8 protein-coding genes and 4 pseudogenes are annotated in these 13,915 nt (G+C 56.4%); 5 read left to right on the top strand and 7 right to left on the bottom strand.

Annotation, left to right across the window (positions count from 1 at the left end):
* Positions 1 to 184 precede the first annotated feature (184 nt).
* Together purM and purN are read left to right on the top strand one after the other, a co-directional pair.
* Positions 185 to 1,225: a phosphoribosylformylglycinamidine cyclo-ligase gene (gene purM, locus A1830_RS15415; RefSeq protein WP_067708256.1), complete on the top strand. Its 1,041-nt coding sequence runs from the start codon at positions 185 to 187 to the stop codon at positions 1,223 to 1,225.
* Complete coding sequence (purN, locus tag A1830_RS15410) at positions 1,222 to 1,866, top strand: phosphoribosylglycinamide formyltransferase (protein WP_067708067.1); 645 nt, start codon at positions 1,222 to 1,224, stop codon at positions 1,864 to 1,866. Before purM ends, purN begins: the two co-directional genes overlap by 4 nt.
* Positions 1,867 to 2,174: 308 nt before the next feature.
* Here purN and A1830_RS24030 read toward each other — a convergent pair.
* Positions 2,175 to 2,258, bottom strand: a pseudogene (locus A1830_RS24030) (type VI secretion system tube protein Hcp); the annotation flags it as partial.
* A 111-nt stretch (positions 2,259 to 2,369) separates the two neighbouring features.
* On the opposite strand from A1830_RS24030, the pseudogene A1830_RS15405 reads away from it, so the two are divergent.
* Positions 2,370 to 2,969 (top strand): annotated as a pseudogene (locus A1830_RS15405) (DUF2931 family protein).
* 414 nt (positions 2,970 to 3,383) lie between these two features.
* On the opposite strand, the gene A1830_RS23005 reads toward A1830_RS15405, so the two are convergent.
* The 3 genes and pseudogenes from A1830_RS23005 to A1830_RS15390 form a co-directional block, all read right to left on the bottom strand.
* Positions 3,384 to 4,154 carry a hypothetical protein gene (locus A1830_RS23005; RefSeq protein ID WP_067708063.1) on the bottom strand — a complete coding sequence of 257 codons (771 nt, stop codon included), beginning with the start codon at positions 4,152 to 4,154 and terminating at the stop codon, positions 3,384 to 3,386.
* Positions 4,138 to 6,210, bottom strand: a complete 2,073-nt coding sequence (locus tag A1830_RS15395; protein ID WP_067708060.1) for a lipase family protein — start codon at positions 6,208 to 6,210, stop codon at positions 4,138 to 4,140. The genes A1830_RS23005 and A1830_RS15395 overlap by 17 nt, the downstream gene beginning before the upstream one ends.
* 142 nt (positions 6,211 to 6,352) lie before the next feature.
* Positions 6,353 to 6,658: pseudogene (locus tag A1830_RS15390) on the bottom strand (Tn3 family transposase); the annotation flags it as partial.
* Positions 6,659 to 6,676: 18 nt separating this feature from the next.
* Here A1830_RS15390 and A1830_RS15385 point away from each other — a divergent pair.
* Positions 6,677 to 6,853, top strand: a pseudogene (locus A1830_RS15385) (DUF2235 domain-containing protein); the annotation flags it as partial.
* 40 nt (positions 6,854 to 6,893) lie between these two features.
* Here the strand turns inward: A1830_RS15385 and pstB are convergent.
* From pstB to A1830_RS15370, 3 genes are read right to left on the bottom strand one after another with little or no spacing between them, the layout of a single operon-like run.
* Positions 6,894 to 7,661, bottom strand: coding sequence for a phosphate ABC transporter ATP-binding protein PstB (pstB, locus tag A1830_RS15380; RefSeq protein WP_067708057.1), 768 nt, complete (start codon positions 7,659 to 7,661; stop codon positions 6,894 to 6,896).
* A gap of 18 nt (positions 7,662 to 7,679) precedes the next feature.
* Positions 7,680 to 9,434 carry a phosphate ABC transporter permease PstA gene (gene pstA, locus A1830_RS15375; protein ID WP_082804191.1) on the bottom strand — a complete coding sequence of 585 codons (1,755 nt, stop codon included), beginning with the start codon at positions 9,432 to 9,434 and terminating at the stop codon, positions 7,680 to 7,682.
* A gap of 52 nt (positions 9,435 to 9,486) precedes the next feature.
* Positions 9,487 to 11,685, bottom strand: coding sequence for an ABC transporter permease subunit (locus A1830_RS15370; protein ID WP_067708056.1), 2,199 nt, complete (start codon positions 11,683 to 11,685; stop codon positions 9,487 to 9,489).
* A 167-nt stretch (positions 11,686 to 11,852) separates the two neighbouring features.
* Between A1830_RS15370 and ppk1 the strand changes: the two genes are divergently transcribed.
* Positions 11,853 to 13,913 carry a polyphosphate kinase 1 gene (gene ppk1, locus A1830_RS15365; protein WP_067708055.1) on the top strand — a complete coding sequence of 687 codons (2,061 nt, stop codon included), beginning with the start codon at positions 11,853 to 11,855 and terminating at the stop codon, positions 13,911 to 13,913.
* The last annotated feature ends 2 nt before the right edge of the window (positions 13,914 to 13,915 follow it).

Raw genomic sequence — 13,915 nt, 5'->3', positions numbered from 1 at the left:
TCTCATCATGCTCTATGACTTAATGCAACTTCTGCCGTATCCGCGCACTTCCGTCATCATAATCTGACACCTGACCCAGCACAACGCGTGGTAAGAAGGCGCTCGCAAACGTTTGCCTGCGCTGTTAGAATTGCCGCGCTCTATTTTCAATACCACCAACCGCAAACCGCGTGGGGACTTCGCAGTGACCGACAAAACCTCTCTCAGCTATAAAGACGCCGGCGTAGATATCGACGCAGGCAATGCTTTAGTCGATCGTATCAAAGGCGTTGTGAAAAAGACGCGTCGCCCGGAAGTCATGGGTGGGCTGGGCGGCTTTGGTGCCCTCTGTGCGCTGCCGCAAAAATACCGCGAACCGATTCTGGTTTCCGGCACTGACGGCGTGGGCACCAAGCTGCGCCTGGCGATGGACCTGAAGCGTCACGATACCATCGGTATCGATCTGGTGGCGATGTGCGTCAACGATCTGGTGGTACAGGGCGCCGAGCCACTGTTTTTCCTGGACTACTACGCCACCGGTAAGCTGGATGTGGATACCGCGGCCAGCGTGATAACCGGCATTGCCGAGGGCTGTTCACAATCCGGCTGTGCGCTGGTTGGCGGCGAAACGGCCGAAATGCCGGGGATGTATCACGGTGAAGATTATGACGTCGCCGGGTTCTGCGTCGGCGTGCTGGAAAAGTCAGAAATTATTGACGGCAGCAAAGTCAGCGATGGCGACGTGCTGATTGCCCTCGGCTCCAGCGGCCCGCACTCCAACGGCTATTCGCTGGTGCGTAAAATCCTTGAAGTCAGCAATACCGATGCACAACAGACCCAGCTTGAGGGTAAATCGCTGGCGGATCACCTGCTGGCCCCTACCCGCATCTATGTCAAAAATATCCTCAGCCTGATCGAGCAGGTTAACGTTCATGCTATCGCCCACCTGACCGGCGGCGGCTTCTGGGAAAATATTCCCCGCGTGCTGCCGGACAACACCCAGGCGGTGCTCGCCGAGTCAAGCTGGGAATGGCCTGCGGTATTCGGCTGGATGCAGAAAGCAGGCAACGTCAGCCGCTTTGAGATGTATCGCACCTTTAACTGCGGCGTCGGCATGCTGATCGCGCTCAGTGCTGAAGAGGCGGATAAAGCGGTACAGCTGATGACCGATGCGGGCGAGAAGGCGTGGAAAATTGGCGTGATTAAGGCGTCCGATTCCGACGAGCGTGTGGTCATTAACGCATGATGCGGCTGGTGGTGCTGGTTTCCGGTGAGGGAAGCAATCTGCAGGCCATTATTGATGCCTGCCAGCAGGGGCGAATCAACGGCAGCGTGGCCGCCGTGTTCAGCAATAAGTCAGAGGCTTATGGCCTGTCGCGCGCCCGCGCGGCGGGCATTCCGGCCCATGCGCTTGCTGCGTCTCAGTTTGGCGATCGCGAGGCGTTTGATGCGCAGCTTGTGCAGGAAGTGGATGCGTATGCGCCCGACCTGGTGATTCTGGCCGGTTATATGCGCATCCTCGCGCCGGCCTTTGTCGATCGCTATGCCGGTCGTATGCTAAATATCCACCCCTCCCTGTTGCCGAAATACCCCGGTCTGCATACTCATCGCCAGGCGCTCGAAAACGGCGATAGCGAACACGGCACCTCGGTGCATTTTGTGACCCGTGAGCTGGATGGCGGCCCGGTTATTCTTCAGGCGAAGGTGCCGGTATTCCCCGACGACAGCGAAGAGGATGTGTGCGCCCGCGTACAGCATCAGGAGCACGCCATCTATCCGCTAGTGGTGAGCTGGTTTGCTGCCGGGCGACTGGCGATGAAGGATGAAGCCGCCTGGCTGGACGGCAAACCGCTGCCGCCGGAGGGATATGCCTGGGATAGCGTCTGAGCAAGTAGGGGTATTGTGCGAGCTGAAGACGTGTGAAAGCGGCTGAAGGGCTCAGCGACTAAAGAGAATTAACACGGGAAATCAATGGGGATGGAACCTGAGGAAAGCCCGCTTAGCCGGAACACCACAGACGATATCCGTCCCAATCATATGGGGCCATGTCCTGCCGTCAAGGGCGTTGAGCGTCTCCAGAACGCCATGTGATTTTTTTGTAAATCAGCTCCACCACGTCCAGGTGGTTCCGCTTTTCCCCGTACTGAGATTTGACGTCATACAGGATCGGCCCCACGCTGACGACCGTCACGCCTGCCATCATGGCCCGCAACGTCGACAGAGCCGCGAATATCCGCGCCGCCGTCGTCTTTGAGCCATAAAGAAGCTGGAGTAGCCATAGCTTTAAACTCCATTTTAAAGAGAGTAACAGCGGCGAAGCTGGTGACCTTTACCAACCGCCCGGACGCGCGCTGGCAGCGAACGGTTTACGGTATGGACGGGAATAAAGCATGGAAATAATTCGTCTGGCCGGGCTGCTTTCGCTAATGACGTTGACGGCCTGTCAGGGGCCGATCAGCCCAGTACCTTACTCAAAACCGGTATGCCCACCGAGTGGAAATTTAATTTTTCACGCCCAGGGTGCTGCCTGCACTGGTGACGTTTGCTGTTGTTCAGGATTCTGACGAAACGATTTACCGGTTTAATACGCTGAACAGTTCACCCGATCTGCCTAAAGTTATCGGTGAGTGGAATGACAAGGATCGCGCTCCCGGAGGCTACTGGAATCACGTTGAGCGTCCTCCTAAACATATTCTTTTTTGCTGGGATTCCATTATTGATAAAAAGGTCAATAAAACGCATCTCACTTTATCAGCTGCCGTTGTGGAAAAGATGCGCAGTCCCAGCGGGAAAAGTGATCCGTACAATAATACCTATGACACTGTGCTAATTGGTCTGGCACCGGAAGGAAAGGTGGCGGTCTGGCTACAGGGCATAGGATTTGAGCCTAATTACCGTATAACGCCGTCAGTCCTGAATTTTCTTATGGATATGACAAAGATATAAAGGATTTCATCAAAGGGAAAAAATATCCTTACGGTGAGTGGTAATGGCAGCACACGAAAGGATCCTTTTTTAAAAAAATCGCATTACTAAAATTCCTTAACGTGAGTTTTCGTTCCACTGAGCGTCAGACCCCACTACCGCGCCCGTTCAGGTAACTAATCACTTGAGTCCAACCCTGAAAGACACGAAAAATCGCCAGTGGCGGTAGCCATTGGTAAGCGGAATGTACGAGAGAGATATTTGAGAGGTCTTAAAGTTTGGGCCTGACTGCGGCTAAACTGAAAGAACAGTTTTGGTTTCTGCGGTCTCGTACATCCAGTTACCTCGGAGTTAAGAGTTGATAGCTCTGAACTCCGGCAAAAAAGCCACCGTTGATAGCGGTGGTTTTTTTGTTTACAGGGCAGGAGATTACGCTCAGAAAAAAGGATCTCAAGCAGAGCCTTCCACGATCACTGCCATCATCTCAAAATAAGGAGCCTTTGATAGTCAGGCTTTATCTTGCGAACATGTTCAATACTGCCATCAGGATAGGTTATCACCATCCCAACCCCCCGCTCCCTATCAGCCTCAAGTAACACTCCCTTGTCAGCATGAAACATTGGCTCTATCACTATCTTTTTAGTATCAAAAAGCCTGTAACGCCTGCTCCATTGTCCATAATCCGTATCCCCCCCAAACATTTCAATAATCGTCTCATTAAACATATGACTGATATATGTCATCGGGAAAAAATCCGTCTTTAAAACAAGATCTCCACTGCCCTCTTTCGCCCTTCCTGTTCCGTATCCGTCACTAAGCCCGTAATTATCAAAATCAAAGATATAGCTGGTTTCAATAACCTTTTTACCCTTCACGAGAGGATTGTTATCCGCGATCTTAAAGCTGACGCGGAGAGAATTAAGCTGCCACTGGCACGGGCCTCCCCCGTCAATGGCGATGCGCTGCTGCCAGATGTTACCGTTACCCTGTTGGCTGAACGCCTGCTTAAAACCGTTAAATCCGCGTATTTCATAGGCTTCATTACTCGAATTATAGTCTTTGCTCTTACACTGTTCCGAACGGTAAAGCATCTGCATCGGCAACAGCGTAATACCCTCAGGCACCCTGACGGCCACCGTCACCCGTCGCGCATTATCCGGCGGTAACAGCGTTTGATCCGTACGCCTATCACACCCTGATAGCAACACAACAGCAGGCAAAAACACAGCGATATTAGATAGAAAATTCAACTTCTTCCTCCGTTACCGCCGTAAAGCGGAGCAGAGCATTCTTCCCGGTTTCCTCTGTCTGCGTCCGTTGCAGCGTAACCGGCAACATGTTCTGGAGGGCAATGAACTGCCGGTTACGCTCAACCTCATCCGGATTGCTGTAGGCCGCGCTTTTCTCAACTTCCTCCCGGAATTTTTCCCGCATCGTTTTCCTGCTCATCTTCCGCGCCGGATCGGCCAGCTCCAGCACCTGATTATGGATATAGGGCAGGTAGCGGTGCGCCATCGAGTGACTGCGGGGATCTGTACCGAGACCGTCCAGCGTGGGGTTGGTGTTTTTCGGAAAGGTCTTTTCCAGACTGGTCGGGTTCAGGCACTGGATAAACGCTGCCTGATGCTCGCCGGTTGCTTTCAGACACTCATCGTTCAGGGAGGGCACCAGAAAGAGCTTAACGGCCACAAAATGCCGGGCATATACCTCACCATCAACCAGACTCTTCCGGTTCGGGCTGGTGAGCTTAATCGAACACTGCTGCGCCCGGAAGAAGACTACGGTGTTGCCGTGATGCCAGTAAGGATCTGTTTTCAACCGTATCCCCGTTTTTAACTCCATGTCTTTCTGCCAGAGAGAGACCGGCAGCCCGGCAACCGAGGTCGTCAGCCAGTTAAAACCCAGCTTGTCGCCCAGCGGTCCCAGCGTCTGATAGAACAGATTGTCCATATCTGTTTCCAGCGGCACCTGTGGCACGGTGTCGTTATCATTGACGTGCCGGTAGTGGGTAATACTGTCCAGAAACGGCATCGCCGCGCGGGTAAACGAGCGCGGCATCCCGTAGGTGTACAGCACAGGCCGATAATTTTTCATCTCGGCGGCATACAGCAGCGCCAGAGATCCGCCCAGACTGTGACCGCAGATAAACAATTTTTTCGCTCCACCACCTTCATCAAGAGACTTATTTATCGCCTGAAATATAGGCTCAAACTTCCGTTTAGCCAGCTCATAGGCTTCCAGAAAACCGCCGTGAACATTACCCGCTCCGGCAAGCTCCGGCAGGCACTTCTTCGGCCCGAATGAGGCATCCGTCAGGGCGTTCAGAAGGCTGTCTGTTCCGCACCACGCAACCAGCACATGAGTACCGCACTCGGCCGTAAAAAAGCGGCTATCACCTTCCGAAGGCTCAATGTCTTTTGTATTCAGATATACAGGTGCCAGATAACGATCGCGAAATGGCACGTCCACCGTCAGCGTGTGAAAGTAAGACGGAAACTCGGCAAACTGCGGGATGCAGGACAGGTCCAGACATTTCTGCCGGAAGAAGTAATCGACTGTTTTATTCTCTTTTTCGGCTGAATAAGCAAGGTCGGCCATGATACCGAGGTTCAGCCCGTTGGCGAGGTCATACTCTTTCGTATCATGCAGATCCAGCACCCACGCCCGGAACGGGCAGATCTCGATAACGTGCCGCTTATCCAGTGCCTCCCGCGCTATCTCTGTGCCTTTCAGTGACCGTCCCGGTGGAAAATGAAACTTCGGCGGCACCGGCTCAGTCCAGCCCTCGATCTCCGGTAGCCGATCGCAAAGCTCCCCGATGGTCACATAGTGATGGATGTACCCGGCAGCCTCGGCTTTTTCCTGCACGTCTGAGCGCCATTTGGGGTCGCGGGTTTCCGGCCGGAACATGTTGTTGCTCACCGGCTGGCTGTTCGGGTTGCGCCGCAGGCCCAGCGGGCGTTTTTCCATCTCGTCGGCCAGTGGCTGGGCGTCGGTCTTCACGTCAACCGCTATCCAGTACAGGTCGTCGAAGCGCACCACGCCCTGACCGTCGGTAACGCCCGCCGGAGGATTGGGCGGCGGAGCCGGATCGTAGTCGTGGCCGAATTTTCGCCACATATCCACACCCTTCGCTGACGCCAGCGGATGGTACTCCAGCCTCACGTTCAGCCCGGAAACCGGGGTATTGTTCTCATCCATGAACTGGAGTTCAAGCCTGTATTTATGCTGTTCACCGCGACACTGAACGACTTTATATTTAGGCCTGAGACTGGTGACACAGGTATTGTCGCCAATAATTTCCATGCTAATTCCTTGCACATTAGAAGGGTACGCCCCGCATCATACGCCGAATAGAAATTAACCTAAATCCCTTATATCAGGGGTCTGACGCTCAGTGGAACGAAAACTCACGTTAAGCAACGTTTTCTGCCTCTGACGCCTCTTTTAATGGTCTCAGATATCCTTTGCTCACCAGTTCTGCCAGCGTGAAGGAATAATGGCCGAGCATATTGATATGTCCGTGGCAAAGCGGGGAGAGGCGTGCGATATCTTCATCATTCAGTGTTTCGCCCTGCACCCGGAGATGATCCAGGGCTGCCTGCATATAAATAGTGTTCCATAACACGACGGCGTTAGTGACCTGCCCCAGTACTCCCAACTGATCTTCCTGACCGTCGGTATATCGTTTTCTTATCTCACCTTTTTGACCGTGACAGATGGCTCTGGCAACGGCATGGCGGCTTTGCTGGCGGGCAGATCATTAACTCTGGCACTGAACAGCGTGAAACCGGCCTGGCCGGAGCTGGCCCTGCCGGGCGTACACTCTGATATTGGCGGCGGCTACAACCCCGACGAGCACGAAATCCATTTTCTGACCCACCCGCAGTTTGAAACCGTGCCGCTCGCTAAACCTGACAGCAATACGCGGATTTACCAACAGGCCGGTGGAAAGTCTATCCGTATGGTGTCTGGTAGATCTGTCCTGGTTAACCGTAGCGCCCGGTAATATAATCCTCGGTGCGCCTCTGGCGCGGTGTGGTAAACAGCCTGTCCGTCTCATCAAACTCCACGACGCTGCCCTGATGCATAAACGCCGTATAGTCCGAGACGCGCGCGGCCTGTTGCATATTATGGGTGACCAGAATCAGCGTGAAATGCTGCCTGAGCGTGCACATCAGCTCCTCAATCACCAGCGTGGAGATCGGGTCCAGCGCCGATGTCGGTTCATCAAGCAGCAAAACCTCAGGCTCAATGGCAATGGCTCTGGCGATCACCAGCCGCTGCTGCTGGCCGCTCGACAGCGTTAGCGCATTCTGCCAGAGATTCTCTTTCACCTCGCCCCACAGCGCGGCGGCGCGCAGCGCGCTTTCTACCGCCTCATCCAGCACGCGCCGGTCGCGTACGCCCTTAAGCCGCAGGCCGTAGGCCACATTTTCATAAATCGTCTTTGGGAAAGGGTTAGGCCGCTGAAAGACCATGCCTACCCGTCGGCGCAGCGCCGACAGATCCGCCTGTTCGTGGAGAATCGACTGCTGATTCAGCAGAATATCGCCCTCTGTCCGGCAGCCCTCGATCAGATCGTTCATGCGGTTAAAGCAGCGCAACAGCGTCGACTTCCCACAGCCGGAAGGACCGATCAGCGCGGTAATGCGATGTTTAGGCACCTGCATACTGATGCCGTTAAGCGCCTGTTTAGCGCCGTACCACAGCGACAGGTTATCCAGCGTCAGCGACGTTTCCGGCATATTTTGCATCACTTTCCTTAACCCTCGTTAGTTCATCAACGCGCGATAGCGCTCGCGGAGGCGGTGGCGCAGTATCATGGCCAGCAGGTTCAGGGCCAGAATAATTAACACCAGCAGCAGCGCGGTGGCAAAGACCAGCGGGCGGTCTGCCTGCGCGTCTGGACTCTGAAAAGCGAGATCGTAGATCTGGAAGCCAAGGTGCATAAATTTACGGTCCAGATGTAGAAAAGGAAAGACCGAGTCCAGCGGCAGCTCAGGCACCATTTTCGCCACACCAACCAGCATCAGCGGTGCGGTTTCCCCCGCCGCCCGCGCCACCGACAGAATTAATCCGGTAAGCATGGCAGGTACTGCCATGGGCAGGGTGATATGCCACAGCGTTTCGGCCTGCGTGGCGCCTAAGGCTAACGACCCCTGCCGCAGGGAGGCGGGAATACGCGACAGCCCCTCCTCGGTGGCGACAATCACCACCGGCAGCGTCAGCAGCGCCAGGGTCAGCGAAGCCCACAGCAGGCCCGGCGTACCAAAGGTTGGATTAGGCAGAGAGGTCGAAAAGAACAGTCTGTCGATGCTGCCGCCCATCATCCAGACAAAGAAGCCCAGCCCAAACACCCCGTAAACAATAGAGGGGACGCCAGCCAGATTGATTACCGCAATGCGTACCAGACGGGTCAACAGGCTATTGCCCGCGTACTCATGCAGCCAGATGGCCGCGACCACGCCCAGCGGCATCACCACCACTGACATCAGCAGCACCATCAGGATGGTGCCAAAAATCGCCGGGAATACGCCGCCGTTACCCGGCCCCTCGCCCGGCGGGTTGCTGACAAAGTGCCAAATCTGCCAGCCAAAATGCTGCCATTTTGCCCCGATGCTCATTGCGTTGGGATACCATGCCGCGAGGATTTGACTCAGCGGGATGCGATGCTGCTGCCCGGAGACATCCCGCAGGATCAGCTCCGTGCTATCGTTTTCGCGGTTAAGATCGTTCCGCAGCTGGGTACGCTGGGAGAACTGCCGCTTGAGCTCCGCGCTATCGGCCAGCAGAATGGAGTCCGTCTGTGCGCTGTAGCCCTCTGCTTTTTGCAGCCGCTGGCGCTGCGCGGCAAGCTGTTCCAGCTCGTTGTTTAACCGGGCCATACTGACGCGGCGGATTTTATCAACCTGAGCCTGACGCTCACGGCTCTGGTTGATGCGCTGCTGGAGCGTATGTTGCATATTAACGGCAGTCAGCGGCTGCCCCTTTTCCAGCAGCCCGTCAAACCAGCCAAAGGCTACCCCACCCTGTCGTCGTTGCAGCACCAGCAGGTTTGCGGGCCGCTCCTGACGCAGGATATCGCTGCTTAACAGGCTGCGGAAACCGGTTCCGCCCACCTCTCGGCTGCCGGTGTTAATCAGCAGGCGCGTCAGTTCGCTAGGCAGACTCGCCGGGAGGCGCGCGCCACTCTCCTGAAGCTGCTGGCGGGTGACCTTCTGCGACTGTGCTATCTCGCCCAGCAGCGAAAATTGGGACGTGTTCAGCAGCAGCGTTGTCTCGCCGGAGAGCGGTGGGCGGGTATCGCCCTGCAACGGCGTTGTCTCGCTGGGCTGCTGCGGGCGCAGACTCCCGGAGGCGCTCTCACCCGGTAGCTGAACGCTAAACAGCGTTACCGGCTGCGGCCAGAAATAGCTCAATCCCTGCCAGCCGAGCAGCGCTATCAGCGCCAGAAAGGCCAGCAGACAGAGCGCAACCGCTCCCCCGGTCAGCCAGCGCCAGCGGTGATTAACCCGTGCTGCTCTCATTCCTGCCCCTCCCGCCAGGCAATGCGTCCGTGATAGCTTATCCTTACCGCCCTCATCCCTGCCCCTCCTGTCTGGCGAAGCGTCGACGCAGCCGCTGACGAATAAGCTCAGCCAGCGTGTTCACAATCAGCGTGAACACCAGTAGCACCAGCGCACTTAAGAACAGAATGCGGTAGTGGGCGCTGCCGCTGGCGGCCTCGGGCATTTCAATCGCGATATTCGCCGCCAGGCTTCTGACGCCCTCTAGCAGCCCGCCCCCGGTGACCGGCGTATTGCCCGTTGCCATCAGCACAATCATCGTCTCTCCCAATGCGCGGCCAAAACCTATCATCAGCGCAGCGAAAATTCCGGCGGAGGCAGAGGGTAACACCACGCGTGACAGGGTCTGCCACGGCGTCGCGCCAAGCGCCAGCGATCCCTGCCCCAGCGAGGCGGGAACGCTGAAAATGGCGTCTTCCGCGAGGGTAAAGATTAGCGGCACCAGCGCAAACCCCATCGCCACGCCCGCGATCAGCAGATTACGCTGCTGATAGCCTCCGCTCAGCCGGTCGGCCAGCCCCTGCCTGAACAGGGCGTGCTCCAGCAGCGGAATACACCACAGGCAAAATACCGTCGTCAGCAACAGTAAAGGCAGCAGCAGCCAGATCTCGCGGCCTTCATCGCACAGCCGCCTGCGCCAGCGCGACGGCAGACGGGCGGAGGCCCAGCTACAGAGCAGCAGCACACCGGCCAGCATTAGCGGCAGCAGCAGGACACCGGCAAGCCTGTCGGCCAGCTGCGGCGCCAGCCACAGTCCGGCGATAAGCCCTATCACCACGCTGGGCAGCGCGCCCATCATCTCAATAGCCGGTTTAACCCAGCGCCTCAGGCCGGGGCTCATAAACCAGGCGGTGTACATGGCAGCAGCCAGCGCCAGCGGCGTGGCAAACAGCATCGCCAGCCCGGCCGCCTTAAGCGTGCCTGACACCATCGGCACCAGGCTGTATTTCCCCTGATAATCATCATCAGCCGAAGTGGACTGCCAGACATAGTCCGGCGAGGGATAGTTTTCATACCATACCTTCTGCCACAGGCTGCGCCAGCTGATATCCGGCCAGGGGTTTGACAGGCGCAAATGCTGCCAGCGGCCCTGCCGCTCAATCAGTATGCCATCCCCCTGGGGTGCAAATGCGGCGCGGATGACGCCCGGTCCCAGCGGACAGGTGAAAATCGCCCCCGGCTGTTTACTGGCGTACAGGGAAAGGGTCCCCGCCGGGCTGACGGTAGCGAATACGCGGCGGTGCGCCTCGCTGAACAGCAGCGGCTGGGCGCGGGCGTCGCTGAAATAGCGGATCTGACGCAGGTGAAGCCCGGTTTCACTGGCCAAATCGAACCACTGCGAGAGGCCCTTCTGGTCGGCAAGCAGCAGCGACTGGCCGCCGCTCAGCAGCAGCATCTGCTGCGGCTTCTGCGCCAGCGTAATGCTGTCGCGCAGGGTCAGACCCTGCTCACCGATCTGCCAGACGCGCAGCAGCGCCCCCGAGAGGGTAAACAGGCGCTGACCGTCCGGCGCCAGCAGCATTTGGTTGATATCACTGACCGCCATGCTAAAGCTCAGAGGCGGCTGGGAGGGCTGAAACTGTTGCAGCGTCAGGCGCTGCGGGCTGGCCTGCGCCACCAGCCAGCGATCCGCCTGCGGATGCGCCAGCGCCAGTACCTGAGCGTCAGGATCGGCGGCGATCGGCGCCTCACCCAGCGGGAATCGCCAGCGCGGCTCCGCCTGACTAAAATCAGGCACCACCAGCAGCAGACCGGCGGCGCTTTTTAGCAGCACGTTGCTATTATCCGGGGTCGCCGTTGCGTTCACCCTGCCACTGCCCTGTAATGCTGCAGCCGCGTTCACGCTGCCAGTGCTCATTGCTGCCACCGCGTTCACATTCCCCGTCCCCATTAATGCCGGGGAGGAAGCCGTCTGACCCGCGAGGGGAATAAACTGGCCTTCGCCAACATCGTCAATGCGCCAGCCCCACTGTTGCTGCGGACCCAGCCCCATTGCCACCACGGGCCGGGCCTGCCCCAGCGGGATAGCCTGGCTGCCCTCGACGGCGGGGGAGCTGAACAGCGGCACCACAACCCCTGCCAGCCAGACAAATAGCAGCAGCATAACCAGCAAAATGGCCAGCCCACACGCCATCACCACGCGGCGCGTCAGCCGGTCTATAAGCTGGCGTCGCCGGTCGTTAAACTGAGCGGGAATGGGGGTTGGGATCATGCTATGTGTCGCTTTCCTGTGCGCTGAGGGCCTTATGTTGCCCGTATGCGGTTAATAAGACAATGAACAATGTCCGTTGGACATTGCTGCCCTACTCTCGCCATAATAAAGACGGACAATGACCGGCCAAAGGCAAGTTGGGTCGTGAATCTGCAAATGGAGTACAAATGGGTCAGGAAAAGCTTTATACCGTTAAAGAGTTGAGCTGGCTCTCCTTTAACGAGCGCGTCTTACAGGAAGCAGCCGATAAAACCAACCCGCTGATTGAGCGCATGCGTTTTCTGGGCATTTATTCCAATAACCTTGAAGAGTTTTACAAGGTGCGCTTTGCCGATCTTAAGCGCAGGATCCTGATTGGTGAAGAACAGGGATCCCCCAGTACACCGCGCCATCTGCTAAAAAAAATCCAGGCGCGCGTGCTGAAGGCAGACCAGGAGTTTGACGGCCTGTATAACGACCTGCTGCTGGAAATGGCCCGTAACCAGATTTTCCTGATCAACGAACGCCAGCTCTCGCCCAATCAGCAGAGCTGGTTACGTCACTATTTTAAACATCATCTGCGCCAGCACATCACGCCTATCCTGGTCAATCACGATACGGACCTGATTGAATTTCTTAAGGATGATTACACCTACCTGGCGGTGGAGATCATCCGTGGCGAGGAGATAAATTACGCGCTGCTGGAGATCCCGTCCGATAAGGTGCCGCGTTTTGTTAACCTGCCGCCCGAAACGCCACGGCGCCGCAAGCCGATGATCCTGCTGGACAATATCCTCCGCTACTGCCTGGGCGATATCTTTCGTGGCTTCTTTGACTATGACGCGCTGAACGCCTACTCGATGAAGATGACCCGCGACGCCGAGTACGATCTGGTCACGGAGATGGAGTCGAGCCTGCTGGAGCTGATGTCCTCAAGCCTTAAGCAGCGTCTGACCGCCGAGCCGGTGCGCTTTGTTTATCAGCGCGATATGCCGGATGCCATGGTGGAGATGCTGCGTAAGAAGCTCAATATCTCCAACTATGACTCCATTGTGCCGGGTGGGCGTTACCATAACTTCAAAGACTTTATTACCTTCCCAAACGTCGGCAAGGCAAATCTGGTCAACAAGCCGCTACCGCAGCTGCGCCATATCTGGTTTGACCGCTTTCGTAACGGTTTTGACGCCATTCGCAACCGCGATGTGCTGCTTTACTATCCCTATCATACCTTTGAGCACGTGCTTGAACTGCTGCGCCAGGCTTCGTTTGACCCGGCGGTGCTGGCGATAAAAATTAATATTTACCGCGTGGCAAAAAACTCGCGCATCATTGATGCGATGATCCACGCCGCCTACAACGGCAAGAAAGTGACCGTGGTGGTTGAGCTACAGGCGCGTTTTGATGAAGAAGCCAATATCCACTGGGCTAAACGGCTGACCGAGGCGGGCGTTCACGTTATTTTCTCCGCGCCCGGTCTGAAAATTCACGCGAAGCTTTTTCTGATTTCCCGACGCGAAAATGGCGAGATCGCCCGCTATGCGCATATCGGCACCGGCAACTTCAATGAAAAAACCGCGCGGCTCTATACCGACTACTCGCTGCTGACCGCCGATGCCCGCATCACTAACGAAGTCCGCCGGGTATTTAACTTTATTGAAAACCCCTATCGGCCCGTCTCGTTTGAACACCTGATGGTCTCACCGCAAAACTCGCGCCAGATGCTTTATCAGCTGATCGACAGTGAAATTGCCAATGCGCAGAACGGCATTCCCGCCGCCATCACCCTTAAGGTGAATAACCTTGTCGATAAGGGCCTGGTTGACCGCCTCTATACCGCCTCCAGCGTGGGCGTTAGCGTCAGCCTGCTGGTGCGTGGCATGTGTTCCCTTATTCCCAATCTTGAAGGAATTAGCGAAAATATCCGGGTGATCAGTATTGTTGACCGCTATCTCGAGCACGATCGCGTCTATATTTTTGAAAACGGCGGCGACAAAAAGGTCTTCCTCTCCTCCGCTGACTGGATGACCCGCAACATTGATTATCGTATCGAGGTGGCAGTGTCAGTCCTGGATCCTATTCTGAAACAGCGGGTGCAGGATATTATTGCCATCCTCTTCAGTGATACGCTTAAGGCGCGCTTCGTAGACAAAGAGCTAAGCAACCGGTATGTTCCGCGCGGCAATCGCCGCAAGGTACGCGCGCAGCTGGCCATTTACGATTACATTAAATCTCTGGAACAACCTGACTAACT

Source organism: Erwinia sp. ErVv1 (assembly GCF_900068895.1).
Taxonomy (GTDB): Bacteria; Pseudomonadota; Gammaproteobacteria; order Enterobacterales; family Enterobacteriaceae; genus Erwinia.
This window is presented reverse-complemented; position numbering and strand designations above follow the sequence as displayed.

Bases quoted from the DNA above. Each gene is read 5' to 3' on its own strand.
- purN (WP_067708067.1), top strand. From the start codon at position 1,222: ATGATGCGGCTGGTGGTGCTGGTTTCCGGTGAGGGAAGCAATCTGCAG.
- A1830_RS15395 (WP_067708060.1), bottom strand. From the start codon at position 6,210: ATGGAAATTATTGGCGACAATACCTGTGTCACCAGTCTCAGGCCTAAA.
- pstB (WP_067708057.1), bottom strand. From the start codon at position 7,661: ATGCAAAATATGCCGGAAACGTCGCTGACGCTGGATAACCTGTCGCTG.
- pstA (WP_082804191.1), bottom strand. From the start codon at position 9,434: ATGAGAGCAGCACGGGTTAATCACCGCTGGCGCTGGCTGACCGGGGGA.
- A1830_RS15370 (WP_067708056.1), bottom strand. From the start codon at position 11,685: ATGATCCCAACCCCCATTCCCGCTCAGTTTAACGACCGGCGACGCCAG.
- ppk1 (WP_067708055.1), top strand. From the start codon at position 11,853: ATGGGTCAGGAAAAGCTTTATACCGTTAAAGAGTTGAGCTGGCTCTCC.